25 protein-coding genes are annotated in these 25,679 nt (G+C 69.1%); 10 read left to right on the plus strand and 15 right to left on the minus strand.

Annotated elements, in window-relative coordinates; all coding sequences use genetic code 11:
- Positions 1-328: 328 nt before the first annotated feature.
- Complete coding sequence (locus tag WI26_RS17055) at positions 329-1,198, minus strand: helix-turn-helix transcriptional regulator (protein ID WP_069226610.1); 870 nt, start codon at positions 1,196-1,198, stop codon at positions 329-331.
- Between the two features lie 95 nt (positions 1,199-1,293).
- Here WI26_RS17055 and WI26_RS17060 point away from each other — a divergent pair, with 95 nt between their 5' ends.
- Entirely contained in the window at positions 1,294-2,187 is an 894-nt protein-coding gene (locus tag WI26_RS17060; RefSeq protein WP_069226611.1) for an SDR family oxidoreductase, read from the plus strand.
- 59 nt (positions 2,188-2,246) lie between these two features.
- Here WI26_RS17060 and WI26_RS17065 read toward each other — a convergent pair whose 3' ends face one another.
- The 5 genes from WI26_RS17065 to WI26_RS17085 form a co-directional block, all read right to left on the minus strand.
- The gene (locus WI26_RS17065; RefSeq protein ID WP_069226612.1) at positions 2,247-3,236 is read right to left on the minus strand and encodes a zinc-dependent alcohol dehydrogenase family protein; all 990 of its coding nucleotides are present in this window, start codon (positions 3,234-3,236) and stop codon (positions 2,247-2,249) included.
- A gap of 141 nt (positions 3,237-3,377) precedes the next feature.
- Positions 3,378-4,280, minus strand: coding sequence for a LysR family transcriptional regulator (locus tag WI26_RS17070; protein ID WP_059466038.1), 903 nt, complete (start codon positions 4,278-4,280; stop codon positions 3,378-3,380).
- 114 nt (positions 4,281-4,394) lie between these two features.
- A complete protein-coding gene (locus WI26_RS17075) occupies positions 4,395-5,771 on the minus strand; it encodes an FAD-containing oxidoreductase (RefSeq protein WP_069226613.1) in 1,377 nt (458 codons plus the stop codon).
- Positions 5,772-5,933: 162 nt separating this feature from the next.
- Positions 5,934-6,509, minus strand: a complete 576-nt coding sequence (locus WI26_RS17080) for a hypothetical protein (RefSeq protein WP_069226614.1) — start codon at positions 6,507-6,509, stop codon at positions 5,934-5,936.
- Positions 6,509-6,973 (minus strand): GNAT family N-acetyltransferase, encoded by a 465-nt coding sequence (locus WI26_RS17085; protein ID WP_059466035.1) that lies wholly within the window; start codon positions 6,971-6,973, stop codon positions 6,509-6,511. Before WI26_RS17085 ends, WI26_RS17080 begins: the two co-directional genes overlap by 1 nt.
- 156 nt (positions 6,974-7,129) lie before the next feature.
- Here WI26_RS17085 and WI26_RS17090 point away from each other — a divergent pair, with 156 nt between their 5' ends.
- Entirely contained in the window at positions 7,130-7,768 is a 639-nt protein-coding gene (locus tag WI26_RS17090) for a LysE family translocator (RefSeq protein ID WP_059452115.1), read from the plus strand.
- A gap of 132 nt (positions 7,769-7,900) precedes the next feature.
- Here WI26_RS17090 and WI26_RS17095 read toward each other — a convergent pair whose 3' ends face one another.
- The gene (locus WI26_RS17095; protein WP_069226615.1) at positions 7,901-9,112 is read right to left on the minus strand and encodes a hypothetical protein; all 1,212 of its coding nucleotides are present in this window, start codon (positions 9,110-9,112) and stop codon (positions 7,901-7,903) included.
- Positions 9,113-9,566: 454 nt separating this feature from the next.
- Between WI26_RS17095 and WI26_RS17100 the strand changes: the two genes are divergently transcribed.
- From WI26_RS17100 to WI26_RS17115, 4 genes are read left to right on the plus strand one after another with little or no spacing between them, the layout of a single operon-like run.
- Positions 9,567-10,310 (plus strand): DUF3348 domain-containing protein, encoded by a 744-nt coding sequence (locus WI26_RS17100; RefSeq protein ID WP_069226616.1) that lies wholly within the window; start codon positions 9,567-9,569, stop codon positions 10,308-10,310.
- Between the two features lie 10 nt (positions 10,311-10,320).
- The gene (locus tag WI26_RS17105; protein WP_069226617.1) at positions 10,321-13,368 is read left to right on the plus strand and encodes a DUF802 domain-containing protein; all 3,048 of its coding nucleotides are present in this window, start codon (positions 10,321-10,323) and stop codon (positions 13,366-13,368) included.
- Between the two features lie 3 nt (positions 13,369-13,371).
- Positions 13,372-14,016, plus strand: a complete 645-nt coding sequence (locus WI26_RS17110; protein WP_059466030.1) for an OmpA family protein — start codon at positions 13,372-13,374, stop codon at positions 14,014-14,016.
- Positions 14,013-14,654 (plus strand): DUF2894 domain-containing protein, encoded by a 642-nt coding sequence (locus WI26_RS17115; RefSeq protein WP_069226618.1) that lies wholly within the window; start codon positions 14,013-14,015, stop codon positions 14,652-14,654. Before WI26_RS17110 ends, WI26_RS17115 begins: the two co-directional genes overlap by 4 nt.
- Before the next feature lie 29 nt (positions 14,655-14,683).
- Here WI26_RS17115 and WI26_RS17120 read toward each other — a convergent pair whose 3' ends face one another.
- From WI26_RS17120 to WI26_RS33330, 5 genes are all read right to left on the minus strand, one after another.
- On the minus strand, positions 14,684-15,256 hold the full coding sequence (locus WI26_RS17120) for an NADPH-dependent FMN reductase (RefSeq protein WP_069226619.1): 573 nt from the start codon (positions 15,254-15,256) through the stop codon (positions 14,684-14,686).
- Between the two features lie 54 nt (positions 15,257-15,310).
- Positions 15,311-15,988 (minus strand): histone acetyltransferase, encoded by a 678-nt coding sequence (locus WI26_RS17125; protein ID WP_208604143.1) that lies wholly within the window; start codon positions 15,986-15,988, stop codon positions 15,311-15,313.
- A gap of 102 nt (positions 15,989-16,090) precedes the next feature.
- Entirely contained in the window at positions 16,091-16,240 is a 150-nt protein-coding gene (locus WI26_RS32250; protein ID WP_155768785.1) for a hypothetical protein, read from the minus strand.
- A gap of 363 nt (positions 16,241-16,603) precedes the next feature.
- The gene (locus tag WI26_RS17130; protein WP_059509558.1) at positions 16,604-17,887 is read right to left on the minus strand and encodes an isoprenylcysteine carboxylmethyltransferase family protein; all 1,284 of its coding nucleotides are present in this window, start codon (positions 17,885-17,887) and stop codon (positions 16,604-16,606) included.
- Positions 17,888-18,007: 120 nt separating this feature from the next.
- Positions 18,008-19,249: a collagen-like triple helix repeat-containing protein gene (locus WI26_RS33330; RefSeq protein ID WP_069226621.1), complete on the minus strand. Its 1,242-nt coding sequence runs from the start codon at positions 19,247-19,249 to the stop codon at positions 18,008-18,010.
- Between WI26_RS33330 and WI26_RS33335 the strand changes: the two genes are divergently transcribed.
- Both WI26_RS33335 and WI26_RS17145 read left to right on the plus strand, forming a co-directional pair.
- Positions 19,194-20,126 (plus strand): highly repetitive protein, encoded by a 933-nt coding sequence (locus WI26_RS33335; protein WP_069226622.1) that lies wholly within the window; start codon positions 19,194-19,196, stop codon positions 20,124-20,126. The genes WI26_RS33330 and WI26_RS33335 overlap by 56 nt on opposite strands.
- A 378-nt stretch (positions 20,127-20,504) precedes the next feature.
- Complete coding sequence (locus WI26_RS17145; protein ID WP_069226623.1) at positions 20,505-20,903, plus strand: carboxymuconolactone decarboxylase family protein; 399 nt, start codon at positions 20,505-20,507, stop codon at positions 20,901-20,903.
- A 40-nt stretch (positions 20,904-20,943) separates the two neighbouring features.
- Here WI26_RS17145 and WI26_RS17150 read toward each other — a convergent pair whose 3' ends face one another.
- The 3 genes from WI26_RS17150 to WI26_RS17160 are packed head-to-tail and all read right to left on the minus strand — an operon-like array spanning position 20,944 to position 24,399.
- Positions 20,944-21,930 carry an alpha/beta fold hydrolase gene (locus WI26_RS17150; RefSeq protein WP_059466023.1) on the minus strand — a complete coding sequence of 329 codons (987 nt, stop codon included), beginning with the start codon at positions 21,928-21,930 and terminating at the stop codon, positions 20,944-20,946.
- Between the two features lie 7 nt (positions 21,931-21,937).
- Positions 21,938-23,500 (minus strand): flavin-containing monooxygenase, encoded by a 1,563-nt coding sequence (locus tag WI26_RS17155; protein ID WP_069226624.1) that lies wholly within the window; start codon positions 23,498-23,500, stop codon positions 21,938-21,940.
- Positions 23,497-24,399 (minus strand): SDR family NAD(P)-dependent oxidoreductase, encoded by a 903-nt coding sequence (locus tag WI26_RS17160; RefSeq protein WP_069226625.1) that lies wholly within the window; start codon positions 24,397-24,399, stop codon positions 23,497-23,499. Before WI26_RS17160 ends, WI26_RS17155 begins: the two co-directional genes overlap by 4 nt.
- 88 nt (positions 24,400-24,487) lie before the next feature.
- On the opposite strand from WI26_RS17160, the gene WI26_RS17165 reads away from it, so the two are divergent.
- The gene (locus WI26_RS17165) at positions 24,488-25,144 is read left to right on the plus strand and encodes a TetR/AcrR family transcriptional regulator (RefSeq protein ID WP_069226626.1); all 657 of its coding nucleotides are present in this window, start codon (positions 24,488-24,490) and stop codon (positions 25,142-25,144) included.
- A 67-nt stretch (positions 25,145-25,211) separates the two neighbouring features.
- A complete protein-coding gene (locus WI26_RS17170; protein ID WP_069227761.1) occupies positions 25,212-25,679 on the plus strand; it encodes a hypothetical protein in 468 nt (155 codons plus the stop codon).

The raw sequence follows: 25,679 nt of genomic DNA on the forward strand, positions 1-25,679 counted from the left end.
CGCGTCGCATGCTGCGCACGCTGTCGCGCGTTCGCCGTCGTCCGATGCGTGCATCGCGGCGCAGCGTTTTGCCGCACGTCGATCCGGCGGCTGTCGTCAGATGAATGAGCCGCGCAATTTCACTGGCCGTTGGTTAAAACGAACGCGGCAAAACGGGAGCTGAAGCGGGGAAAAGGGGCAGCGCACGCGCGAGACGCGCCTTCGAACCGGCAGGCGGCCGAGGCCGTCGCGGCGGGCGGCGTGGCACCGGCAGCGCGCGCGGCGCGTCCGTTTCAAGCACGGCGCCGGATGCGATTCCGACGGCGGCTGCGGGCGAAAATTCGACGTGTCAGGCGGCCGGCGCGCGCGATTCGTCCGCCCGTTCGCGGGCCTTGTCGCGCGCGGCGACGAGCGTCCGGATGCGCGCACGATCGGCCGGCGTCGCCGGCGTGAAGATCACGAGACTCAGGTCGGGGCGCCCGGTCACCGAGAACGCCGAGTATTCGAGCGCGATCCGCCCGGCCTGCGGATGACGAATCTCCTTCGTCCCTTCGTGATGCGAATGAATGTCGTGATCGCGCCACATCGCATCGAACTCCGCGCTCGTCGCGCGCATCTCGTCGATGAACGCCTGCACGGCCTGCGTCGCTCCGCCGCGTGCGATGTCGGCGCGAAACGCGCCCACCGCGAACCGCGCGACGCGCTCCCAGTTCTGCTGTGCGTCGCGCACTCCGGCATCGACGAAGATCAGCCGCAGGATGTTGCGCGCGGGCGGCGACAGCGTCGCATAGTCGGTCAGCGTCGCGGCGGCCGCGTCGTTCCACGCGACGACGTCCCACGTCGCCGTGCGCACGATCGCCGGGCTGGCGTCGAGCGAATCGAGCACGTGCTGCAGGCGCGGCGTGACGTCACTGCTCGCGTGATAGCGCACCTCGGGCGGATGGCCGAGGCCGATCAGGAACAGATGCTCGCGTTCGGCGTCGTTGAGCAGCAGTGCGCGGGCGAGCCGGTCGAGCACGTCGGCCGACGGCGCGCCGCCGCGCCCCTGTTCGAGCCACGTGTACCACGCGGCGCTCACGTGCGCGCGCTGCGCGACTTCCTCGCGCCGCAGGCCCGGCGTGCGGCGGCGCGCGACGGGCAGCCCGAGCGCGGCCGGATCGAGTTTCTCGCGGCGGTCCCGAAGGTACGCGCCGAGCAGGTTGTCGGATGCGTCAGCCATAGCCTGTTAGTTCGTTTACCGGTAAACCGTCACGTCTTCACCGCCCGCGACGGTCGACAGATAGTAAGCCTCTCATTCATTCGGAGGGGTCGATCATGCGTGTCTTTGTTACGGGAGCGTCGGGTTTCGTCGGCTCCGCAGTCGTTGCCGAACTCGTGGCCGCCGGGCATGCGGTGCTCGGTCTCGCGCGCTCCGACGCAGCCGCAGCGGCGGTCGCGGCCGCGGGCGCCGACGTTCATCGCGGGTCGCTGGAGGATCTCGACAGCCTGACACGGGGCGCCGAGGCCGCCGACGCGGTGATCCACACGGGATTCAATCACGATTTCTCGCGCTTCGCGGAAAACTGCGAGCTCGACCGCCGCGCGATCGAGACGATCGGTGCGGCGCTCGCGGGGTCGGCGCGGCCGCTGATCGTCACGTCGGGCCTCGCGCTCGTCGCACCCGGCCGGGCGGCGACGGAGGACGATCCGCACGTGCCGGTGTCGCCGACCTATCCGCGCGCGTCGGAAGCGACGGCGGCCGCGCTGCACGCGCGCGGCGTGTGCGCGTCGGTCGTGCGTCTGCCGCCGTCCGTGCACGGCGACGGCGATCACGCGTTCGTGCCGCGCCTGATCGCGTTCGCGAGGGAGAAGGGCGAGTCGGCGTATCTGGGCGACGGCGGCAACCGCTGGCCGGCCGTGCACCGGCTCGATGCGGCGGGCGTGTACCGGCTTGCGGTCGAACGCGGCGCGTCCGGCGCGCGCTATCACGCGGTCGACGATACGGGCGTGCCGTTCCGCGAGATCGCGGAAGTGATCGGCCGCCGGCTGAGCGTGCCGGTCGTGTCGAAATCGGCCGCGCAAGCCGGTGAGCATTTCGGGTGGTTCGCGATGTTCGCGGGAATGGATGCGCCCGCAACGAGCGAGCGCACGCGGGCCTGGCTCGACTGGAGGCCGGTGCAGCCGGGATTGCTGGCCGACATCGACCGGCCGCGGTACTTCGAGACCTGATGCGCGAATGCGCGGGGGCGTGCCGCCGCTTCCGGTCGGCACGCCCGTCGCCGCAACGCTCAGACGGTCACGACGATTTTGCCGACTTGCGTGCCGGCCTCCATGTACCGGTGGGCTTGCGCGATGTCATCGAACGCGAACGTACGGTCGATCGACGGCTTCAGCGCGCCGGCCGCGAGCCCGTCGACGATGAAGCGCTTCGCACGTTCGAGCCGTTGTGTGTTGCCGGTAACCTCGAACAGCTCGTAGCCGCGCAGCGTCAGGTGGCGCGCGAGCAGGTCCATCACCGGCACCGGGATGTCGCGCGTGTCGAGCGCGCCGTACTGGAAGAACGTGCCGTTCGTGCGCAACGCACGCAGCAGATTCGCCGCGTCGGGGCCGCCGACCGGATCGAACGCGATGCGCGCGCCGAGGCCGCCGGTCAGTTCCGCGACTTGCCGCGGCAGATCCGCCGGGCTGCCGGCGATCACGTGCGCGGCGCCCGCGTCGAGCAGCGCCTGGCGCTTCGCTTCGCTGCGCGTGAGCGCGATCGGCATCGCGCCGACCCGGTTCGCGACCTGGATCGCCGCGAGCCCGACACTGCTCGACGCGGCCCCGATCAGCACCGCGTCGCCGCGCTCGAGCCCGCCGAGTTCGATCAGCGCGCCCCAGGCCGTGACGAACATCATCCATGTTGCGGCGGCTTCCTCGAATGACAGGTTCTCCGGATGCCGGACAAGTGCATGCGCGGGCACGTTGACCACCTCGCCGTACATCCCGTAGTCGGCGAACGAGAACGCCGGCACGACGCTCACCGCGTCGCCGGCGGAGAACGACGTCACGTCCGGCCCGACCGATGCGACGACGCCCGATGCTTCGTAGCCGAGCGATGCGGGAAGGCGCGGCGCAAACGTGTACTCGCCGCTGCGGTACATGACTTCCGCCCGATTGATGCCGATCGCCTTCACCTGCAGCTGCACTTCGCCGGGGCCGGGCGCACGGACGTCGACGGTGTCGATCTGCAGCACGTCGGGGCCGCCGGTACGATGGAAACGAACGATACGGGACATGAAGGACTCCTTCGATGAACGGGTGTGGATGAAGGAGAACTGTAGGCGGCGGCCCCTGCCGGATAAACGCGCGACGGAATTACTGATTGTTATCCGACGAATAACAATCGCCGCTCGTGGGATGGCGAGCGGCGGGGTGTGTCAGGCCGGATAACGACGTGCGAACAATTCCGTGAGCCAGTCGATGAACACGCGCACCTTGTCGGGCAGGTGCGCGCGGTTCGGGTACATCACCGACACGGGCTTCGGCTCGGCCGGAATGCCGGGCAGCAGCTCGACCAGCTGGCCCGAGTCGATGCTCGGCTGCAGTGCGGGCCGCAATGCGTGCACGATGCCGAGGCCGGCGAGCCCGCACGACAGCAGCGCTTCCGAGTTGTTCGTGAGCAGGCTGCTCGGCAGCTTCACGTCGACGGGTTCGCCGTTCTGGCGGAACGTCCATTCGAGAATCTTGCGATTGGCGCCCGTGAAGAAGTTGACCGCGCGATGCGCGCGGAGATCGTCGAGCGTGCGCGGCAGCCCGTGGCGGACGATATAGGCCGGCGATGCGCACGTGACCATCGGCACCGCGCCGACCGTGCGCGCGACCATGCTCGAATCCTTGAGCGTGCCGACCCGCACGACACAGTCGATGCCTTCGCCGATCAGGTCGGCCGGCTGATCGCTGGCGCCGAGCACGAGCTCGATCTGCGGGTAGCGCTGCTGGAATTCGGGGAGGGCGGGGATGACGACCGTCTTCGCGAGCGCGACGGCAATATCGAGCCGCAGCCGGCCCTTCGGCACCGTGCGCTGTTTCGGGAACGATGCGAACGCGTCGTCGATACTGCCGAGCAGCTGCACGCAGCGCGCATAGAACGCTTCGCCCTCGGCCGTCACGCTGACGCGGCGCGTGCTGCGGTTTAGCAGCCGGATGCCGAGTTCCTGTTCGAGCTGCTGCACGGCCTTGGTGACGGCTGGCCGATGCAGTTGCAGCGCATCGGCCGCCTGCGTGAAGTTGCCGCGTTCGACGATCTGTACGTAGATCTGCATCGTTTGCAGACGGTCCATGGCGCTTCCGGGTGTCGTGGCGAACAGCCATCTTCGCACACGGTTCGGCGCCGGGGCGGGCACGCAACGCACGCGCGAACCGGGCGCGCAGGGCGCTCGCGCGCCCGCCGACTTTCATTCGACCGGATGCAGATCCTGCAGCAGCGTCGGCAGGAGCTCCGACACGGTCGGGTGAATGTGCATCGCGCGGCTGATCGTCGTGTACGGTGCGCCGGCGGCCATCACGTCGAGCAAACCGTGCACGACCTCGTCGCCCGTCACGCCGAGGATCGATGCGCCGAGGATCGCATGGGTGTCGGCGTCGACGATCACCTTCATGAAACCCTGGCTCTCGCCTTTTTCGACCGCGCGGCCGACCCGCGTCATCGGCCGCGTGCCGACCAGCAGCCGGCGGCCGGTCTGCCGCGCTTCCGCGAGTGTCATGCCGACGCGGCCGAGCGGCGGATCGATGTACATCGCATACGCGGTGATGCGGTCGGACACCTTGCGCGGATCGTCGTCGAGCAGATTGGCCGCGACGATCTCGTAGTCGTTGTACGCGGTGTGCGTGAATGCGCCGCGCCCGTTGCAGTCGCCGAGCGCCCAGATGCCGGGCACGTTGGTGCGCAGCTGGTCGTCGACCGTGATGTAGCCGCGCGCGTCGACCGCGACGCCGGCCTGTTCGAGCCCGAGATCGTCGGTGTTCGGCACGCGGCCGACCGCGAGCAGCAGGTGCGAGCCCGCGACCTCGCGGCGGCCGCCGGTGCAGTCGAGGCCGATCACGACACCGTCGCCGTCGCGCCGCGCGCTCAGGCAGTCCGCATCGAGCTGCACGTCGATGCCTTCGTTCGCGAGAATCTCGTGCACGGCCTGCGACACGTCCTCGTCCTCGCGATGGATCAGCCGCGACCCTTTCTCGACGATCGTGACCCGCGAGCCGAAGCGGCGGTACATCTGACCGAATTCGAGCCCGACGTAGCTGCCGCCGACGATCACGAGATGCTCGGGCAGGAAGTCGACGTCCATCATCGTCGAGTTGGTCAGGTACGGCACCGAGTCGAGTCCAGGCATCGGCGGGATTTGCGCGCGCCCGCCGACGTTGATGAAGATGCGGTCGGCTTCGAGCACGTCGTCGCCGACGCGTACCGCGTTTGCCCGCTCGAATCGGGCGTGACCCTGAAACACGGTCGTATTGTCAAGGCCGCGCACCCATTGCTCGACGCCGTGGTTCGAGCGGCCGGAAATCCGGTCCTTGCGCGCCTTCACGGCCTTCATGTCGACGCTGACGGGGCCGACCGACACGCCATATTCGGCCGCACGGCGTGCAAGCTGCGCGGCGTACGCACTCGCGATCAGCGTTTTGGTCGGAATGCAGCCGGTGTTCACGCAGGTTCCGCCGAAGCGGCCGCGCTCGACGACCGCGACTTTCATGCCGGCGCCCGCGAGCCGCGCGGCGAGCGGCGGGCCGGCCTGGCCCGTACCGATGACGATCGCGTCGAAGTGTTGCGTCATGACGTTCTCCTGCGCTGGTTCAACGTGGGAAACGGGGACGCGCAAGCCGCATGCCGCGCCGGTGCGCGCCCGAACGGCGACGAGCGCCCATGGTAGACCGGTTGGCGGGGCGAGGCGAGTCGTGTCGATGCAAGAGGCGGAACACGATTCGCCGACGGCTTTTCAGTCCTTGCGCCGCCATTGGCCGAACGTTACCGGGCGGTGCGCATCGGCGCGCGTGACGGTGACTTCGTCGGGCTTGTCGTCGAGCGGAAACGATTCGGTGTAGATCTCGCTGGAGAACAGCCAGCCGTGCGTGCGCGGGTCGTGGCGGAACGTTACGTAGTCGCTCCAGTGCTGCCCGCACGCGACGAAGTTCTGCACGGTGAAATAGCGGCCTTTCACCGACAGGCCGCTGTCGGCGGCGTCTTCGGGATCGAACGGATCGCACTGGCCGCCTTCGTTCGCGCGCAGGACCACGTGGTCGTTGCGCGCGGCGAGCCGGTACGCGCGATCGGGCCGCTCCTCGAAGATCAGCAGCGGGCGGGGCGACGGCTGCCCGCGCGTATCGGCCGCGCGATGCACGACGACGAGAAAGCTGCGCCGCCCGTCGCCGAGGTCCGGTCCTTCCCGCGCGACGATTGGTTGGTAGCCGGACGGCAGCTGCGTCGCGATGGATGGCGGCAGCCCGTCGGCCCGTGCGCCGGACGCCAGCACGGCGAGCAGCGCGAGGAGGGCACGACGCGCGGTCCTGCCCATCACAGATCCCGGCCGAGGAACTCGGTGCCGGGCACCGGATTGAACGCAACGGGTGGCGCCGGCGTGAAGCCGAGCGAACCATACAATTGCCTTGCGGCGACGAATTCGGGCAGCACATCGAGGCACATCCGCGCATAACCGGCCGCCTTCGCATCGCGCAACAGCCGTTCGACGAGCTGGCGGCCGACGTTCAGCCCGCGTGCTTCGGGACGCACGTACACGCGCTTCATCTCGCACGTCGTCGCGTCGATTTCGCGAAACGCCGCGCAGCCGACCGCGCGCTCGCCGCGCCACGCGAGCAGCAATTGCCCGCGCGGCGCCGCGTATTTGCCCGGCAGCGCGGCGAGTTCGGGCTCGTAATCCTGGAACGCGAGGCTGACGGTGGGGCTCGCGATGTATTCGCGGAAAATCGCTTCGACGACGGCGGCATCGTCGGGATAGCGGGCGGCGCGGATCTCGATCATGGGAAGCGTGGCGCGATGGCGGGAACGGCGCCCAGCATAGCAGCGCGCGGGTGCTTTCGGCGGGCGGCGAAGCGTGCCAGAATCATCAGCTTCACCGTCGGGAATCGACGCGCTGGCGCCGCCGGCGCTTCGCCGTCGCTGATCAAGGAGACTTCGATGACTGCATCGGCTGCCGTACTCGCCATTCTGGCCGCGCTGTGGCTTGGCGCGATGATTCCGGGCCCGAGTTTCGTGCTGGTCGCCCGCAACTCGATCGGGCTGTCGCGCCGTGACGGGCTGGCGACCGCGCTCGGCATGGGCGTCGGCGGGATCGCGTTCGGCGGCGTCGCACTGGCCGGGCTCTACACGCTGCTGCAGGCGGTCGAATGGCTGTACGTGGGCCTGAAGCTCGCGGGCGGCGCGTACCTGATCTACATGGCGTCGAAGATCTGGCGCGGCGCCGATCGGCCGATCGCGATGGACGATTCGCACGCCGTCGCGGCCGGCAGCGCGCGCAAGTCGTTCTGGACCGGCCTCACGACCCAGCTCAGCAACCCGAAGACGGCAATCTGGTACGGCAGCATCTTTGCGGCGCTATTGCCGCAGCATCCGCCGCTCTGGTGCTATCTGGCGCTGCCGCCGCTCGTGTTCGGCGTCGAATTCGGCTGGTACACGATCGTCGCGCTGTGCTTCTCGACGCGCCGGCCGCGCGAGCTCTATCTGCGCGCGAAGAAGTGGGTCGATCGCGTCGCGGCCGGTGCGATCACGCTGCTCGGCCTGCGGCTGATCCTGAACGCGCCGAAGGCGGGGATCTGACGGCAGGCGGTGCCGCCGCCGCGCGCCGCGATTGCCCGCCTGGAAGGCATGCGGCCACGGCCGCTCATTGCGCATGGCGGCGTGGTGGGCCTACCACCCGGATTCACCGCCCCCTGGCTGCGCGAGCGCGCGTCATACCGCCGGAAATCGCTCCAGCAGCGCCGCGAAGCGCGCATCATCCGGAAACGCCGTCACTTCATACCGCACCGGCTGGTGCGCGGTGGCCGTCATCAGGTCGCCGCATGCGTCGCGCAGCGCGGCCATCGGCACGTGGGCCGACTGCCGCGTCGCTTCCCGATAGAGCACGACGATGTCCGTGTCGGGCAGCAGCGTCGGCACGCCGTCGCTCCACACGCCGACGCTGAACAGCTCGCCGTTCTGCCGCCGGTACACGGTGTACGACGCCACGAAGACGTCGATGCCGTTCCGCTTGTGCAGATCGTCCAGCAGCGTGCGCTGATCCTGGTAGTCGCCCGCGAGTTCGTCCACGCGCAGCGCGTGCAGTTTCGCTTCCAGTCCTGCCGGAACGAAATTTCGCCACGCAGCGCCATCCCAGCGCAGCATCAGCGGCGGCAGCGGTCGCGGTTGCGCGCGCGCCTGTTCCGCGAGTTCGACCATCGTCGCGAGCCCCGCCGCATTGCGGTCGCCGGTGAGCAGCAGCACGGCCCGGTTCGGCGCCATCACCACCGGCGCGCCGGAGATCGGCTGGCGGTGCAGCAGGTCGGTCAGCAGCAGCCGCGCCGCGTCGTAGTAGTCGCCGAACTGCGACAGGAACACGCCGTCGCGCAACGCGGCCCATGGCGCCGACGACGCACCGCGCAGGTTGTCGATCGCGATGTCGCATGCGTCGTCGAAACTGACGCCCCATTCGGCGAGCCGCGCGCTCGTCAGCCGCGCGACGCTGAATTCGCCGTCGTACGCGATGCCGATCTCGAGGTTCTCGCACAGCGGCCGGAACGCGACTTCCGACGCGGCGGGCTGTCCGGCCAGCTGCAGCGCGACCGTGCCGCGCTCGGTCGCGCTGCGGATCACCGGGCGCAGCCGTGCGCGGACATCCGCGAAGTTCGCCGGAATCTCGTGCTGCATCATCGCGCTCGCCTGGCGCTGCAGCGTCGCTTCGCGCTCGGCCGGTTTCGCGTCCGCGTAGTCGCGGAACAGGTTGTGCAGGTTGATGATGTTCGACGGGACATCGGCTTGCACGAGGCGGCCCTTGTCGTCCTCGTGAAGCCACTCGCGCGTGTCGCCGGTCGCGCGCAGCGCGGCGATCAGGCGGTTGGCGAAGTCCTGCCGGGTCGGCGGTTTGCTGAAGCGCTCGCGCAGGCGCGCGACGAAGTCGGAAAGCATCGTGAGCGGTCGGGCAGGCCCGTCTGTTATCGGTCGTTGTCATGGGCGGCGGCGCGCGTCACCCGGCGCGCCACCCGCGGCCCGCGGATATCGGCCGGATATCCATGGCGCGTCCGGCGGCCCGCGCGCCGGCTGCAGGGGGCGCGGGCCCGCATCGGTCGCGAATCGCGTGGCGGGTGTCGCGATGGTACCGCACGTCCGTGACGAAAACGTACGCAGGCGAACATCATGGTCTGGCGTGAACCGGCGCCCGCAGGCGAGGCTCCGGAACGCGTCCGGACGCGTGGCCAGCGCCGCGCCGGCACACCGGGAGACCCCCGCGATCGGCCCGCGAGCCTTGTGCTGCGGGCGTTCGGGCCGGTTGCGCGGCGGGCCGCGCCGGGTCGCTTCCCCGATTCTGGCGGTCGACCTCCCGACGACGTGTAAACTGCTGCCTTTTTTGACGGTTTGCAGCATGGTGCAAGCACCCCCGCGCCCGGCGCTGAGCGGCCCGACGCTCGTCCGGCTGCTCGCGCGCCTGACCGATGCCGACGTCGCGGAATCCCGGCAGACGCTGTCGGACCGCCTGAGCCAGTGGCTCGGCTGGACCGACGCGATCACGCTGTCGTCCGCGCTGAATGCGAGCCCGCCCGGCGTCGCGGCCGGCGTGCGTGGTTACGACGCCGAGCGTGACTGCGCGCGCGTGCGCCACGATCTCGCGCAGGCGATCGCGGCCGCCCATCGCCCCCGCACGCGGCGGCGTCCCGGCGAGCTGCCGCCGTCGCCCGCCGATACGGCCGACTTCGCGGATTTTCGCCAGAGCTGCCTGACGCTCCAGCAGGAAATGGAGACCGCGATCGGCCAGTTGCGCGGCCGCTTGCGGGTCGCGGTCGCCGCGCGCTCGTCCGGGATGGCGCGGCTCGCGACGCTCGACGCGATCATGGAGCGCGTGCTCGGCGCGCGCGAGCGCAGCCTGCTGTCCGCCGTGCCCGCGCTGCTCGGCACGCGCTTCGAGCGGCTGCGCGACGCGGAACGGCAGGCGCTGGCCGACGCGCAAGCGGCGCCCGATGCCGAGGGCGACGCACCGTCCGCCGCGGCGATCGTGCCCGGCACGTGGCTCGACACGTTCCGCAACGAGATGCAAAGCATCCTGCTCGCCGAACTCGAAGTCCGGTTTCAAACGGTAGACGGGCTGCTCGCGGCCCTTCGTACCTGCTAATCCCTACGCTATGTCCAGAATTCGTCTTGATCTCGTTGTCTTCATCGCCGGCCTGCTCGCAGTGTGCTGGATCGGCGTCGGCTATGTCGCGTCGAACCCGCTCGCGACGGCCGTCACACTGCTGATCGGCGCGTGCTACATCGCCGGTGCGTGGGAGCTGCAGCGCTACCGGCAGGCCACCGCCACGCTGTCGCGCGCGGTGGCCGGGCTGACCGAACCGCCGGCGAAACTCGACACATGGCTCGATACGCTGCCCCCGGGCCTGCGCGGCGCCGTGCGGGCACGCGTCGAAGGCGCGCGCGTCGCGTTGCCGGGCCCGTCGCTCACGCCGTATCTGGTCGGCCTGCTCGTGCTGCTCGGCATGCTCGGCACGCTGCTCGGGATGGTCGTGACGCTGAAGGGCACGGGCGCCGCGCTCGAAAGCGCGACCGACCTGGACGCGATCCGCGCGTCGCTCATCGCGCCGGTGAAGGGTCTCGGCTTCGCGTTCGGCACGTCGATCGCGGGTGTCGCCACGTCCGCGATGCTCGGCCTGCTGTCCGCGCTCGTGCGCCGCGAACGGCTCGACGCGGGCCAGCAGCTCGACGGGAAGATCGCGACGACGCTGCGCGTGCATTCGTCCGCGCATCAGCGCGACGAATCGTTCCGGCTGCTGCAGCGCCAGGCCGACGTGATGCCGGCGCTGGTCGACCGGCTGCAGACGATGATGGCGACGCTCGAGGCGCGCAGCGTCGCGTTGCACGATCGCCAGATCGAAAGCCAGCAGGCGTTCTTCGATCGGACGGAGCGTGCGTACGCGGGCCTGGCATCGAACGTCGGTGATGCGCTGAAGGAAAGCGCCGCCGAGAGTGCGCGCGTGGCCGGTGCCGCGCTGCAGCCGGTCGTCGCGGCGACGATGACGGGGCTCGCGCAGGAGATGGCCGCGCTGCGCGATACCGTGACGGGCGCCGTGCAGCGTCAGCTCGACGGGCTGACCGACGGTTTCGAGAAGACCAGCGCGAATGTGACCGCCGTCTGGAGTCGCGCGCTCGACGAGCAGCGTCGCGCGGGCGATGCCGTGGCGCAGCAGTTGCAGACCACGCTCGGCCAGTTCACCGATACTTTCGCGCAGCGTTCGACGGACCTCCTCGACGGCGTCGCGACGCGCCTCGAATCGACCGAAAGCCGGCTGTCCGACGCGTGGCGCGATGCGCTCGCGCGCCAGGAGCAGGTTGGCGAGACGCTGGCCAGCCAGCATGCGAAGGCGCTCGGCGAAGCCGCTGCGACGTTCGAGCGGCATTCGGGCGCGGCGCTCGCCGCGATGCGCGAATCGCACACGGGGCTGCAGATGCAACTGGCCGCGCGCGATGAAGAGCGTCTGGCGGCGTGGAATGCGTCGCTGGCCGCGATGGCCGCGAAGCTCGGCGACGAGTGGCAGCGCGCGGGTGCGCACAGCGCGGGCCGTCAGCAGGAAATCTGCGACGCGCTCGCCCAAACGACGCGCGATCTCGCGGCACAAGCATCCACGTTCGAACAACGTTCGAACGACCTGCTGTCGACGATTCGCGATTCGCACTCGGGCCTGCAGACGCAACTGGCCGCGCGCGATGAAGAACGTCTGGCGGCATGGAACGCGTCGCTGGCCGCGATGGCCGCGAAGCTCGGCGACGAGTGGCAACGTGCGGGCGTACACAGCGCGGGTCGCCAGCAGGAAATCTGCGACGCACTCGCGCAAACGACGCGCGATCTCACGGCACAAGCGTCCAAGTTCGAACAACGTTCGAACGACCTGCTGTCGACGATTCGCGATTCGCACACGGGCCTGCAGACGCAACTGGCCGCGCGCGACGAAGAACGTCTGGCGGCATGGAACGCGTCGCTGGCCGCGATGGCCGCGAAGCTCGGCGACGAGTGGCAACGTGCGGGCGTGCACAGCGCGGGCCGTCAGCAGGAAATCTGCGACGCGCTCGCCCAAACCACGCGCGATCTCGCGGCACAAGCATCCACGTTCGAACAACGTTCGAACGACCTGCTGTCGACGATTCGCGATTCGCACTCGGGCCTGCAGACGCAACTGGCCGCGCGCGACGAAGAACGTCTGGCGGCATGGAGCGATTCGCTGGCCGCGATGGCGGAAAAGCTCGGCGACGAATGGCAACGTGCGGGCGTGCACAGCGCGGGCCGTCAGCAGGAAATCTGCGACGCGCTCGCCCAAACCACGCGCGATCTCGCGGCACAAGCATCCACGTTCGAACAACGTTCGAACGACCTGCTGTCGACGATTCGCGAATCGCACGCGAGCCTGCAGACACAACTCGCCGCACGCGACGAAGAACGCCTGTCCGCATGGAACGACTCGCTGGCCGCGATGGCCGCCGCGCTGCGTGACGAGTGGGCGCGGACGAGCGCACAGGCCGCGACGCGCCAGCAGGACATCTGCGACACGCTGACCCGCACCGCGAACGACATCACTGCCCAGGCGCAGGTGCATGCGAGCGACACGATCACCGAAATCTCGCGCCTCGTGCAGGCCGCATCCGAGGCGCCGAAGGCCGCGGCCGACGTCGTCGCCGAACTGCGCCAGCGCCTGTCCGACAGCATGGTGCGCGATACCGCGATGCTCGAGGAGCGCAGCCGCCTGCTCGCGACGCTCGAGACGCTGCTCGGCGCGGTCAACCACGCATCGACCGAGCAGCGCGCCGCGATCGACGCACTCGTCAGCACGTCGGCCGACCTGCTCGAGCGCGTCGGTGCGCGCTTCAACGACGCCGTCGATGCCGAAACGCGCAAGCTCGATTCGGTCGCCGCGCAGGTCACGGCGGGGGCGGTCGAAGTCGCGAGCCTCGGCGACGCGTTCGGTGCAGCCGTGCAGGTGTTCGGCGAGTCGAACGACAAGCTGCTGAACCATCTGCAGCGCATCGAGGCCGCGCTCGAGAAGTCGCTCGCGCGCAGCGACGAGCAGCTCGAGTACTACGTCGCGCAGGCGCGCGAGGTGATCGATCTGAGCATGATGTCGCAGAAGCAGATCGTCGAGGACCTGCAGCAGATCGCCGGTCGGCGGGCATCGGTCGGAGCGTAACGCATGCACGACGAAATCGACGACGGCGCATCTTCCGCGCCGGTGTGGCCCGCGTTCGCCGACCTGATGTCGGTGCTGCTCGGCGCATTCGTGCTGATCCTCGTCGGCGTGATCGGCATGCAGCTGCAGCTCACGTCGAAGCTCGAGGAAGCCGTGCGTGCGCGCCAGCAGGAGGCGCAGCAGCGCAAGTCGCTCGAAGAGGCGCTTGCCGGGCCGCTCGCGGCCGGCCGCGTGACGCTCGTGAACGGCCGCATCGGCATCAGCGGCAACGTGCTGTTCGCGCTGAACTCCGACCAGCTGCAGCCCGAGGGCCGCGATCTGCTGAAGACGCTCGCCGCGCCGCTGGCCGCGTACCTGAAGACTCGCGACGAGATCCTGATGATCAGCGGCTTCGCCGACGACCAGCAGGTGCGCGCCGGCAACCGCCAGTTCGCGGACAACTGGGAACTGTCGGCCAAGCGCGCGCTGACGGTCACGCGTGCGTTGATCGACGCCGGCGTGCCGGCGCCGTCGGTGTTCGCGGCCGCGTTCGGCTCCGAGCAGCCGGTCAGCTCGAATGCGGACGATGAAGGCCGTGCGAAGAACCGCCGCGTGGAGATCGCGCCGGTGCCGCGCAAGAGCGCATCGAACGGAGGGAAGGCGAAGTGACGGGCGACGCGACGCACGTGCGCGCGACGCTCGACGCGTGGCGCGAGCAGGGCGCCGACCGGCTCGATCCGGTGCGCTTCCAGCGGCTCGACGCGCTCGAGAAGCGCGCGGCCGCGCTCGACGGCGACGCGCGCGCGTTGCTCGACGCGCGACTCGAGACGCTACTGGAAGGGTTTGCGCAGATCGTCTCGCGAGCCGGTGAAACGGCAGCCGCGAGCGAGAAGGCAGAAGCAAACGCGCCGGCGCCTGCGCCTGCGCGCAGCTTGCTCGGCGAGCTCGTCGAGCAGCTAGCGCGCGACGCGCAGGCCGATCGGCGCGGGATCGATCCCGACCTGATCGACTACTTCCGCGCGATGTGGTCGAAGGTCCGCACCGAACAGCAGTATCGCCAGTCGCTCGACCAGGTGCCGCGCAACGCGGGGCCGCTCAATTCGAATAGCCTCGTGCATCGGTCGCTCGCGACGATGCGCGAGCTGTCGCCGGAATACCTGCAGCAATTCCTGTCGTACGTCGATGCGCTGGCGTGGCTCGAGGATCTCGCCGGCGGCGGTGCTCAGCCCGAGAAGGAAGCGCCGCGCGCGAAGGCCGCGAAGCCGGCGAAACCCGCGAAGAAGACTACACGCGCCAAGGCGCGATAACGCACGCTTTCAGCGACGCCGGTCGCCGTCTAGCGCCCCGGCGCCGGTGCGTCGATCGCCGCGCGCAGCGCGTGCAACGCGTCGGTCAGCGCCGACGCGAACGGCGGATGCGCGGCGATGCCCGCCGCATCGAGCTGGCTGCCGAGGATCGGCAGCGCGACCGACGCGCGCTCGACGATGCGCGCCGACATCACCGACAGCGTTTCCCGCAGCGCCGCGTCTGCATGCGTCGCGCGCGGCGACGCGTTCAATACCGCGACCGGCTTGTACACCACGGCTTCGCATCCCACGACCCAGTCCAGCGCGTTCTTCATCACGCCCGTCACGCCGTGCGCGTATTCCGGGCTCGCGATCAGCATGCCGTCCGCGGCGTTCAGCCGCTCGATCAGGTCGCGTACCGCGGCCGGCGACGGATATTCGGTATCGGGATTGAACAGCGGAAATTCGCCGAGACGATCGAAGCGCGTGATGCGCATCCCGCGCGGCGCGACGCGTGCGGCTGCGTCCAGCAGCGCCGCGTTGTACGACTGCGCGCGAAGGCTGCCGCACAGCGCGACGATTTCGATGCGGCGCTCGGAATCGGTTCGGGGTTCGGTAGCCATCGGCGAGCGTAGGGGAAGGTGGCTTGCGCGGCGACGCCGCGCGGATCCGATGGATTATCGCATCGGTGCGCGAGCGCCGGGACGCGCGTTCGCGACACGGCGCAGGTGATGCCATTCGCGTCCTTCCCGCGGAAACTTCACGTCCTGACGCGCCGCTGCAAGCGTGTCGATCATCCCGGTTGCGCGTGCCAGGTCGCCGAGTGTCCATCCGTTGCCGAGCAACAGCCGGCGCGTATGCAGCGCACCGTATACGTCGTCCGCGACGGCTTCGCCGAGATAGCGCAGCGCGCGGCCTTCGACGTCGACGAAGCCGTGCCGGTAGTTATGCGCGAGCGCGGTCCATAGCTGCGCCGCGCCGACCGACTGACGTGCGCCGCTGATCAGGCACAGGCCAGCGTCGAGCCCCCATCGATACAGCGTCGTCGCGAGCCCCTTGCGTTGCGCGGACCCGCGCAGCCGCGTGTGCGGCGCGCGCAGGTAGCGGTCCGCGCGGCGCGGCAGTTCGGGGAGCCGGTTGAAGATCGTGTAGCCGGCGAGCTGCCGGGCCGACGGATCCTCGACGTAAAGGAAGTATTCGCCGTCGGCCTCGCGATGGCGGACGATCAGGCCCGAATCGCCGAGCGCGACGGCCGGCAGGCCGTGCAGGCGATGGCCCGGCTGGTGCAGACGCGCGTGGAGCGTGTCGAGTTCATCGTCGATGTCTTGCTGGGAATGCTGTACGTCGATACGCATGGCAAAAGGCGCCCGTCCCGGGCGCATCGAGAAAGTGGATCATCGCAAACGGAAAAAAATGGCAGCGGCCCCCGGGCTCGGCGAGCGAGCCGGGGCCGCGAATCAGCTGGGGATGTGCTGGAAACCGGCGGCGATCGCGGCGAGGCCCGCGATGCAGAGTGCGAACAGGATCAGGACTTTGTGAATCACGCCTGTCTCCTCATGAATGCGCGGCGCCGAACGCTGTGCCGCGGAGACGGTGATGGCGGGCACGGCCCGCGCGGCCGTCGTGCGGGACGACGGTCGGAGGTCCGGGCGACAGGCGCGCGGACGGTCAGCACCATACGCGACGGGCACGGGGCGGGCAATCGGACTGACGGAGAAAAGCGACGAAACGCGGAGAATCGCGGTGTTTCGCGACAATTGGTCGCAAGGGGCGGATGTGTCGAAGTCGCTTGTCGGCGTTCGTCGCCCGGCGGTTCGTGTCGAATCGGGGCGTGTTGCGCTGCTTCGTCCGGGCGCCGTCGTCATGATGACAGGGGCGGCAGCGCTGTATTACAGCGTCCGGAGCATGCTCGACGGCAGTCGCCGATGTGATGCCCCGCGCCTGCCGACGGCCCGCTGCCCGTCGCTGCCTCACCCCGCCTGCCGCCCCCCGAACGCGTGCCTGATTCGCGCGAACAGCCCATGCTGCGCGATCCACTCCGCATACGCACGATAGTCAGGATCGCGCATCAAATGCCGCTCCTCGGTCTTCGCTCGCGTGTAGTAGATCAGATTGACTGCGACGAGCCCTGCGCAGTGCATCAGTCCGACCTGCCAGCCGAGCGGCTCGACGAACGGCACCGAGACCATCCAGTACGACAGGTTCTTCGTGATGTACGCCGGATGCTTCGTGAAACGATACGGGCCGGACGTGATGATCCCGCGGTTCGTGAGGTTCGAGAAACGGAGTCCGAACGAGATCGTCGACAGCGCATAGGTCATCAGCAGCAGGATGATCGCCGCGCCCCAGATCACGCGCAGCGTCGGCGCGGACAACAGCCAGTTGTCCCAGAACAGCGAGCCTTCGTAGCGGATGTAATTGTTCGAGATCAGCGACCAGAACGGCTGGTAGCACATCAGCGCGGCGACCCAGCCGAGCGTGGTCGGCTCGACGGTGCGCACGTGGCTGTCGAGGATGCGGAACGTGCACAGATAGCCGACGGTGCCGAACATCAGGTCCATCGTGAACGACAGGTCGTACAGGAACACGAAGGTCGCGAGCGTCATCGGCGCGTGCAGCGCGTTCGCGAGCGACGCGCTCAGATGATCGGCGTCCTTCGACAGATAGACGGTCATCAGCGGCAGGAAGAATGCCTTCACACCCCAGCCGGCGAGCATCTCGCGCACGGGCTGCCAGCTCGCGGGCTTCTCGCGGCGAAACACGTAGCGGCCCCACAGCAGGTACGCGTCGTCGGTTTCGCGCTGGTGGCGATCCATCCATGCGAAGTAGAACGGCGCGGCGACGATCACGTAAGGCGCGAGCGAGCGCAGCAGCGACCAGAACGGCAGATAGAACGTGCCGTGATATTCGGGCAGCAGCCAGTAGATCATGCCGATGCCGGCGTAGATCGACGTCAGCGCGCCGAGCCGCGTCGCGACGCGCGCGAGCCCGAGCGGGCGTACGGCCTGTCGCGACAGGCCCGCGCTCGGGCGCAGGTAGACGCGCGAGATGAGGATTTCGTGCAGCGCGATCGTGCCGATGATCGCAAGGCTTGCGATGACTGCGCGCGCGGCCGCGTCGAGGTTCGGCTGGTCGCGCGTGATCCACAGCGCGAAGAGACCGGCCGCGATGCCGAGCAGGCCGGCGCGGAATGGCGTGGCGGAACGGGGCGGGCGGTCCTGGACCGCGGCGATGCCGTCGAGCGTGGAATTCATGATTGGATCCTCGTCGGGATGAGGGCCGGCGCCCCCGCTTGGCGGGTGGCGCCGGCCGTCGACCGGGCTTTGGATTGGAATGTGCCCGGCCATTGGCCTGTGGTTCTGATAGGTGAAGCGTTACTTCTTCGGCGTGGCGCCGAGCAGGCCGCCGAGCAGGTTCGTCACGGGTGCCAGCAGGTTGGTCGCGCCAGCCGTGGTGCCGCCGTTCGAGCTGCCCGTGAGGCCGGCCGTGACGGCGCCGCTGCCGGACGGCGTCGTCGCCGTGCCGGCCGCACCGGCCGGGCTGGCCGTGCCGACCGCGCCGAGCGCGCCGGCCGGCGACGTCAGCGAGCCCGTCAGCGTGCCGACCGGACCGTTCGTCAGCGCACCGCCCAGGTTGCCGGTCAGGCTGCCGCCCGGCGTCGTGACCGTGCCGGTGAGGCTTGCGCCAAGCGGCGTCAGCGCGTTGACCAGGCCGGTGACCGGTGCAAGCAGGCCGCCGATGCCCGAGCCGCTGGTGCCGCTGGTGCCGCTCGTACCGCTGGTGCCGCCCGTACCGCTCGAACCGAGGCCGCCGAGTGCACCCGTCACCGTGCCGAGGAGGCCCGTGATCGGCGCGAGCGGGCCGCCGCTGGTGCCGCTCGTCCCGCTGGTGCCGCCGGAGCCGCTCGAACTGCTGCCGCCGCCGAGTCCGCCCGTCAGCGTACCGAGCAGACCGGTAATCGGTGCGAGCGGGTTGGTGCCGCTGCTGGAACTGCCGCTGGACAGCAGGCCGCCGGCCGATGCCACCGTGTTGCCGAGCTGGGACACGCTGTTGCCGGCGCTCGTGCCGACCGGGTTGCCGGTCGCGCTCCCGATCTGCGAACCGGCGAGGCCGAGGCCGCTGCCGAGTGTGCTCAGCAGGCTGTTGAGCGGGGCGCCGAGCATGGTTGCACCGCCGAGCGTTTGCGTGGCGCCCGGCGTCGTGACGCCGCCGGTCAGCGTGTTCGTGATCGGGTTGATCACGCTGCCGAGTTGCGTTTCGAGTTGCTGGACCGGCGCGCTGTTCAGCGCGGTATTCAGTGCCGATGCGGTCGAGTTGACCGCGGTGCCGACCGTGTTGACCAGACTGCCGACCAGGGTCGTCGCCGGCGCGAGCGGCGACAGCGGACCGGTGCCGAGGCTCGTCACCGCGTTGCCAAGGTTGTTGACCGCGCCGCCGGCGCCGGTCAGCAGGCCGGTGGCCGACGTGAGCGTCGGGCCGAGCGGGTTCGGCGACACGCCGATCGAGCCGAGGCCGGCCGCAACGCCGTTGCCGAGCGACTGCACGCCGTTGCCGAGGCTGGTGACGGCGTTGCCGATGCTGGTGGCCGTCGTCGGGTTCGTGCCCGGAACTTGCACGCCGCCGATCTGCGACCCGCCGTTCGCGACCGTCGTGCCAAGTGCCGTGACGAGCGTGCCGGTTTGCTGGAGGACATTGCCGAGCGGGGTGACGCCGGTGCCCGAGGTGCCTGAGGTGCCGGAAGTGCCCGACGTGCCGGAAGTGCCCGACGTGCCCGACGTACCGGAAGTGCCCGAGGTGCCGGAAGTGCCCGACGTACCGGAGGTGCCTGACGTGCCGGAGGTGCCTGACGTGCCGGAGGTGCCCGACGTACCGGAAGTGCCAGACGTACCGGAAGTGCCAGACGTACCGGAGGTACCGGAGGTGCCAGACGTGCCAGACGTGCCAGACGTGCCGGAGGTGCCCGACGTACCGGAAGTGCCCGAGGTGCCGGAAGTGCCCGACGTACCGGAGGTGCCTGATGTACCGGAGGTGCCTGACGTACCGGAGGTGCCTGACGTACCGGAAGTGCCCGACGTACCGGAGGTGCCCGACGTACCGGAGGTGCCTGATGTGCCGGAAGTGCCCGAGGTGCCGGAAGTGCCCGAGGTGCCGGAAGTGCCCGACGTACCGGAGGTGCCTGACGTACCGGAGGTGCCAGACGTGCCGGAGGTGCCCGAGGTGCCGGAAGTGCCCGAGGTGCCGGAAGTGCCCGACGTACCGGAGGTGCCCGACGTACCGGAGGTGCCTGACGTACCGGAGGTGCCAGACGTGCCGGAGGTGCCCGAAGTACCGGAAGTACCCGAAGTACCAGAGGTTCCCGACGTCCCCGAACTACCGCCGCTGCCCGACGTGCTCGGCTTGATCGACGGCGTGACCGGTCCGTCGACGGAGCCGCAGCCGTACAGTGAGAGCAGTGACAGGACGGCCAGCGATACCGCCGTCTTCTTCAAGTAATGGTGCATGGTGGCCTCGACATTGGAAGTTGTGTCGGGCCGATTACTGCAAATTCCGCGCCATGACATATTCCGCGCAATGCGCCAGCGCTTTGTTGCGGGAATCGGGAATATCGGCGCGATTTAAACGGAGGAATGGTGGTTTCGCGAGATGGGCGCATCCGATGCGCCGACGGGTTCGCCGTGATGTTCCCGTAAGGAACCGTAACGCCGGCCCGGATGTTACGTAGCGTTCGATCCGACGTTGCCCGTGCGACGTGGCCGGCCACGACCCGAGGGCGCTTTCTTTGACGAAACGCCCGCGCGCCGCGAACATGACGTGGACCCATCCGGCCGCCCGCGACGACGAAGCCGGCCACGACTTCAGACAGGACACGACATGAGTGAACAGGACAGGGAACAGGGTAAGGCGCGCCGCACCGAGGTGATGGGCGACGCATTCGTCGAGCGCGCGATGCGCGACCTCGACGGTTTTTCGCGTCCGTTGCAGAACTGGCTGAACGAGCACGCGTGGGGCAGCACATGGCAGCGCGGCGGGATCGACCTGAAGACGCGCAGCCTTTGTACCTGTGCGATGCTGGCCGCGCTCGGCCGCGGCACGGAACTGAAGGGCCACGTGCGTGGCGCCCTCAACAACGGCGCGAGCCTCGTCGAAATCCGCGAGGTGCTGCTGCACAGCGCGCTGTACGCAGGCGCGCCGGCGGCGGTCGAGGCGTTCCGCAACGCGCGCGAGGTCATTGCGGAGCTCGGCCTGTCGCTGCCCGACGACGAAGCCTGACCGGCCCGCGACGCATCGCGCCCGGCAGGCCCGTTGACGATCAATGCGCGACGTGCGCGCCCTGCGCCGGCGCGTCGACCGGCGCGGCGGCGACTTCGAGCAGCCAGTCCGCCGTCGCGTCCGGAATCGTGACCGGCAGCATGTGGCCGCCTTCGACGACTTTCAGCCGCACGCGCGCCGACTTCTGCGCGAGCGCCTCGCCGTGCGTCCGCCAGTTCAGGATCGGATCGGCGCGGCCGTACAGCACGTCGACCGGCAGCGAGAGGTCCGCGTAGCGGCGCTCCATCGCGGGCAGGTCGACGGGCGCCGACAGCAAGTCCGTCGCCGTTGCGTAGAACACGTGCGGCCGCAGCCCGAGCAGGCCGCCGCCCTTCACCGGGAAGTCGCGCGGCACGGCTTCCGGCGCAAATACCTGGTTCACGGCCTTGCGCCCGGTCAGGATCGTCAGCGGGATCGCGAAGGTCCACGACACGAAGCGGCGCACCAGCGGCGACGGCAGCATCAGCGGCTTGAACGGCGCCGGCGGTTCGGTCTGCTCATGCGACAGCGGCGCGATCAGCGCGAGCCGGCTCACGCGCTCCGGATGGTTGAGTCCGACCGCGAGCGCGATCGCGCCGCCGAGCGAATGGCCGACGAGCACGGGCCGATCGAGCTTCAGCGCATCAATGAACGCGGCAACCGTGCGGGCCTGCGCGAACACGTTGGCCTGCGAACTGGCGCCGCGCAGCGAGCGGCCGGCGCCGGGCCGATCGACGAGGATCACGCGATGGTGCTGCGCGAGCCGCGTGAGCGGCAGGTACGCGAAGTTGCGCCACTGGCCGGCAAGCCCGTGCACGAACACGAGCGGCGGGCCGCTGCCGTATTCGACGTAATGGATGTGGTCGCCGCCGATGTCGACGAAGCGGCCTTCGGGCGGAAACGCGCGTGTCACGCGGCGCGCGACGTAGCCGGAAAACAGCGCGAGCGCGGCGAGCACCGCGACGACGCCGAGCAGCACGTTCTGGATCAGGTGGAGCGTATGGCTCATGTCGGCCTCAACGGGTTTCGAGTACGGGTTCGGCAACCGGCGCGGCCGCCGGGCCGGCTTTCGCGCGGCGTTCGAACTGCATTGCGGAATCGGTGAGCCCGCTGAACTTCAGCGACGCGAGATCGAGCACGTAGTTCTGGTGGAATTTCCACGGCTTGCGATGCCCCTGCTTCGGCAGGATGCCGGCCGCGCGCTGGATGTAGCCCGAACTCAGGTTCACCGCCGGCACGTCGCCGAGATCGCCGGCGCCGAGCCGCGGCACGCAGGTGTCGTAGCCGTTCGCGCGCATGTGGTTGAGCAGCCGGCACACGTAGCGCGCGATCAGCTCGGCCTTCAGCGTCCACGACGCGTTCGTGTAACCGAACGACGACGCGAGATTCGGCACGTCGCTGTACATCATTCCCTTGTAAGACACGGTCTGCGGCAGATCGACCGCGCGGCCGTCGACCGTGACGCGCGCGCCGCCGAGCATCTTCACCTTCAGCCCCGTCGCGGTGACGATCACGTCCGCGTCGAGTTGCTGACCGCTCTTCAGTTTCAGGCCGGTTGGCGTGAAGCGCTCGATCTCGTCGGTGACGATCGATGCGCGGCCCGCACGGATCGACTTGAACAGGTCGCCGTTCGGCACGAGGCACACGCGCTGGTCCCACGGCATGTAGCGCGGTGTCAGGTGCTTCGCGACGTCGAAGTCGGGGCCGAGCTGCTTGCCGGCCGCGCGGATGATGAACTGTTTCGTCCGCTCGGGCTTGCGGCGCGACACGTTATAGAGGTACATCGTCAGCAGTACGTTCTTCATGCGCACGACCCGGTGCGCGAGGCGCGACGGCAGCACGCGGCGCAACGCGTTCGCGATCTTGTCGCGCGCGGGCAGCGACACGATGTAGGTCGGCGAGCGCTGCAGCATCGTCACGTGCTTCGCATCGGCCGCCATCGAAGGCACCAGCGTGACGGCCGTCGCGCCGCTGCCGATCACGACGACGCGCCGGTTCGCGTACGGCAGGTCCTTCGGCCAGTGCTGCGGATGAACGATTCGGCCTTCGAACGATTCCATGCCGGCCCAGTCGGGCAGGTAGCCGCCGTCGTAGTCGTAATAGCCGCTGCACATGTAGAGGAAACGGCACGTATAGATCAGCGTGTCGACCGCGCCGTCCCGTGTGCGCTCGATGCGCACCGTCCAGCGCGCGCGGTTCGAATCCCAGTCGGCCGCGACCACCTTCTGGCCGTAGCGGATCGTCTTGTCGATGCCGTATGCGCGCGCGGTATCGCGGATGTAGTCGAGGATCGTCTGGCCGTCCGAAATCGCCTTGTCGCTGTGCCACGGGCGGAAGCTGTAGCCGAGCGTGAACATGTCGGAATCCGAACGGACGCCCGGATAGCGAAACAGGTCCCACGTGCCGCCGATCGCGTCGCGTGCCTCGACGATCGCGACGCTCGCATACGGGCAGCGCTTTTTCAGGTGATAGGCGGCGCCGATGCCGGACAGGCCGGCGCCGACGATCAGCACGTCGAGGTCGCGGCCGTCGCCGCAGGCGGACGGCGCGTCGCGCCGGTCGGTCGTCGTCGAGGTCATGCGGGATCCTCGGTCGGTGTGGTCGGGAGCGCGGCCGAGGCATGAGTGCGTTCGAGATTGCGTGCGCGGGCGCGGCGCACGTGGCGCAGCACCAGCCGCTGGTAGCCGGCGCCGAGCAGGCGGGCGAGCTTGTCGAGTCGGCGGGCATCCGCGCCCACCAGCACGCGGCGCGCGTTGCGCTCGACACCTGCGAGGATCTGCCGCGCGGCATCGTCGGCCGTTGTCGCGTTGATCAGGCGGTTCGCCTGGCGGCGATGAGTCGCTTCGTCCTGGCCCGTGAGCGCGTGGATGCTGGTGTCGACGCGGCTCGCGTCGACGATGCTGGTCGCGACGCCGCCCGGATGCACGCAGGTCGCGCTCACAGGCGCGCCGTCGAGTTCGAGCTCCATCCGCAGCGCCTCGGTGAAACCGCGCACCGCGAACTTGGTCGCGTTGTACGCGCTCTGCGTCGGCATCGCGACGAGCCCGAACAGGCTCGACGTGTTGATCACATGCCCGTCGCCCGACGCGCGCAGATGCGGCAGGAACGCTTGCGTGCCGTGCACGACGCCCCAGAAGTTGATGCCGACGATCCATTCGAGATCGGCGATGCGCGCGGTCTCGGCGCTCGCGGCCAGCGACACGCCGGCGTTGTTGAAAATCAGATTGACCTTGCCGTGTTCGGCGCGCACGAAATCGGCCCATGCGAACACCGCATCGCGGTCGGCGACGTCCAGCCGCCGCGTGCTCGTGCGCACGCCGTGCTTCGCGCACGCGGCCGACGTGCCGGCGAGCCCGACGTCGTTGACATCGGCGAGCGCGACCTCGCAGCCGCGCCGCGCGAGCTCGACCGCAAGGCTGCGGCCCATGCCCGAACCGGCGCCCGTGATCGCGGCGACCTTGCCGGAAAACCCCTTCATTCGTCGTTCCTCCCGTTCCGCTTGTGCTGCGTCGGCGGCGCGCCTATTGTGGTGTTATTCGTCACCACTTTAGTTTTCGGGTGTCCTGATGTCAAATAGCGAAATGGAGAAAGCACTCGAAACGGAAAAACGGGGCCGGGCGTATGGCGGCGTGGCGCCCGAGGTGCGGGCCGCCGAGCGGCGCGATGCGCTGATCCGCGCGGCGACGCGCGTGTTCGGCACCGTCGGCTTCCGCAAGGCGACCGTGCGGTCGATCTGCCAGGAAGCGAAGCTCAACGACCGCTATTTCTATGCGGCATTCGACAGTACCGAGGATCTGCTGCGCTGCACCTACCTGCATCACGCGCAGCAACTGCACGACGCGGTCGCGCGTGCGGTGGCCGAGCGCGGCGGCGATCTGCGCGAGCGCATCGACGTGGGGCTCGCCGCGTTCTTCGGCTTCCTGCGCGACCCGTGCGCGGCGCGCGTGCTGCTGCTCGAGGTGATGGGCGTAAGCGCGGATACCGACATGACGTACCAGCGGATGCTGATCGACTTCGGCAAGCTGATCATGGCGATCGGCACGGCGCGCGAGGCCGTGACGCCTGCCGAGCGCACCGAGCAGCGGCTCGTCGGGCTCGCGCTGGTCGGCGCGATGACGAACGTCGGCGCGGCGTGGCTGCTCACCGGGTATCGCGACCCGGAGGCGCAGATGGTCGCGAGTTGCAGGAAGGTGCTGCTGGGAACGTTGCAGACGACTGGATAGACGGGACGCGGGCGCCGGGCCGGCTGCCTGCGATCGCGTAGTGCCGATAATCGATAACAAGGAATTCATGCAAGCACGGAACCGATGGTTGTGCCGTACGGCGTGGGCTGGGCTGGGGGCTTCTGTCCTGATGCTGACGGGCTGCGGCTGCTGGCCGTTCAGCGAGACGACGCGCTACGAAACCAGGTGGAAATCGCAGACGCTCGCGGCGATATTCAGGAATGCGGACCAGGAAGGCGATCGATGTCGCGATGCCATCTACACGCGACACCTTCAGGATGCCATTGCGGCCTGCAAGAGCGGGGAATATGAAAAGATCCGAAACATCATCACCGGGGAGCCTTTGAAGACCAGCCTCGCCAAGGCGATTTGCGAAGAGGCACAGGACGAACTGGATCACGGCCTGCCCACCGCGATCGACCGGCGGATCTTCAATCTGAAGCCGCTGCCGGACGAGTACGCTTCGTGCATGGCCGACAGAGGATTCAAGCGCGAAGAGGTCGAGAGGAAGGAGTGCTACGTGAAGTTCATGTGA

The sequence above is a fragment of the Burkholderia diffusa genome (genome assembly GCF_001718315.1).
GTDB lineage: Bacteria > Pseudomonadota > Gammaproteobacteria > Burkholderiales > Burkholderiaceae > Burkholderia > Burkholderia diffusa_B.

Excerpts from the sequence above, each read along its gene's own strand:
- WI26_RS17165 (WP_069226626.1), top strand. The coding sequence starts at position 24,488 with ATGTCAAATAGCGAAATGGAGAAAGCACTCGAAACGGAAAAACGGGGC.
- WI26_RS17160 (WP_069226625.1), bottom strand. The coding sequence starts at position 24,399 with ATGAAGGGGTTTTCCGGCAAGGTCGCCGCGATCACGGGCGCCGGTTCG.
- WI26_RS17150 (WP_059466023.1), bottom strand. The coding sequence starts at position 21,930 with ATGAGCCATACGCTCCACCTGATCCAGAACGTGCTGCTCGGCGTCGTC.
- WI26_RS17090 (WP_059452115.1), top strand. The coding sequence starts at position 7,130 with ATGACTGCATCGGCTGCCGTACTCGCCATTCTGGCCGCGCTGTGGCTT.
- WI26_RS17105 (WP_069226617.1), top strand. The coding sequence starts at position 10,321 with ATGTCCAGAATTCGTCTTGATCTCGTTGTCTTCATCGCCGGCCTGCTC.
- WI26_RS17145 (WP_069226623.1), top strand. The coding sequence starts at position 20,505 with ATGAGTGAACAGGACAGGGAACAGGGTAAGGCGCGCCGCACCGAGGTG.
- WI26_RS17100 (WP_069226616.1), top strand. The coding sequence starts at position 9,567 with ATGGTGCAAGCACCCCCGCGCCCGGCGCTGAGCGGCCCGACGCTCGTC.
- WI26_RS17130 (WP_059509558.1), bottom strand. The coding sequence starts at position 17,887 with ATGAATTCCACGCTCGACGGCATCGCCGCGGTCCAGGACCGCCCGCCC.
- WI26_RS17075 (WP_069226613.1), bottom strand. The coding sequence starts at position 5,771 with ATGACGCAACACTTCGACGCGATCGTCATCGGTACGGGCCAGGCCGGC.
- WI26_RS17110 (WP_059466030.1), top strand. The coding sequence starts at position 13,372 with ATGCACGACGAAATCGACGACGGCGCATCTTCCGCGCCGGTGTGGCCC.
- WI26_RS17095 (WP_069226615.1), bottom strand. The coding sequence starts at position 9,112 with ATGCTTTCCGACTTCGTCGCGCGCCTGCGCGAGCGCTTCAGCAAACCG.
- WI26_RS17170 (WP_069227761.1), top strand. The coding sequence starts at position 25,212 with ATGCAAGCACGGAACCGATGGTTGTGCCGTACGGCGTGGGCTGGGCTG.
- WI26_RS17120 (WP_069226619.1), bottom strand. The coding sequence starts at position 15,256 with ATGGCTACCGAACCCCGAACCGATTCCGAGCGCCGCATCGAAATCGTC.
- WI26_RS17125 (WP_208604143.1), bottom strand. The coding sequence starts at position 15,988 with ATGCGTATCGACGTACAGCATTCCCAGCAAGACATCGACGATGAACTC.
- WI26_RS17055 (WP_069226610.1), bottom strand. The coding sequence starts at position 1,198 with ATGGCTGACGCATCCGACAACCTGCTCGGCGCGTACCTTCGGGACCGC.
- WI26_RS17060 (WP_069226611.1), top strand. The coding sequence starts at position 1,294 with ATGCGTGTCTTTGTTACGGGAGCGTCGGGTTTCGTCGGCTCCGCAGTC.
- WI26_RS17070 (WP_059466038.1), bottom strand. The coding sequence starts at position 4,280 with ATGGACCGTCTGCAAACGATGCAGATCTACGTACAGATCGTCGAACGC.
- WI26_RS17065 (WP_069226612.1), bottom strand. The coding sequence starts at position 3,236 with ATGTCCCGTATCGTTCGTTTCCATCGTACCGGCGGCCCCGACGTGCTG.
- WI26_RS17155 (WP_069226624.1), bottom strand. The coding sequence starts at position 23,500 with ATGACCTCGACGACGACCGACCGGCGCGACGCGCCGTCCGCCTGCGGC.
- WI26_RS17080 (WP_069226614.1), bottom strand. The coding sequence starts at position 6,509 with ATGGGCAGGACCGCGCGTCGTGCCCTCCTCGCGCTGCTCGCCGTGCTG.
- WI26_RS17085 (WP_059466035.1), bottom strand. The coding sequence starts at position 6,973 with ATGATCGAGATCCGCGCCGCCCGCTATCCCGACGATGCCGCCGTCGTC.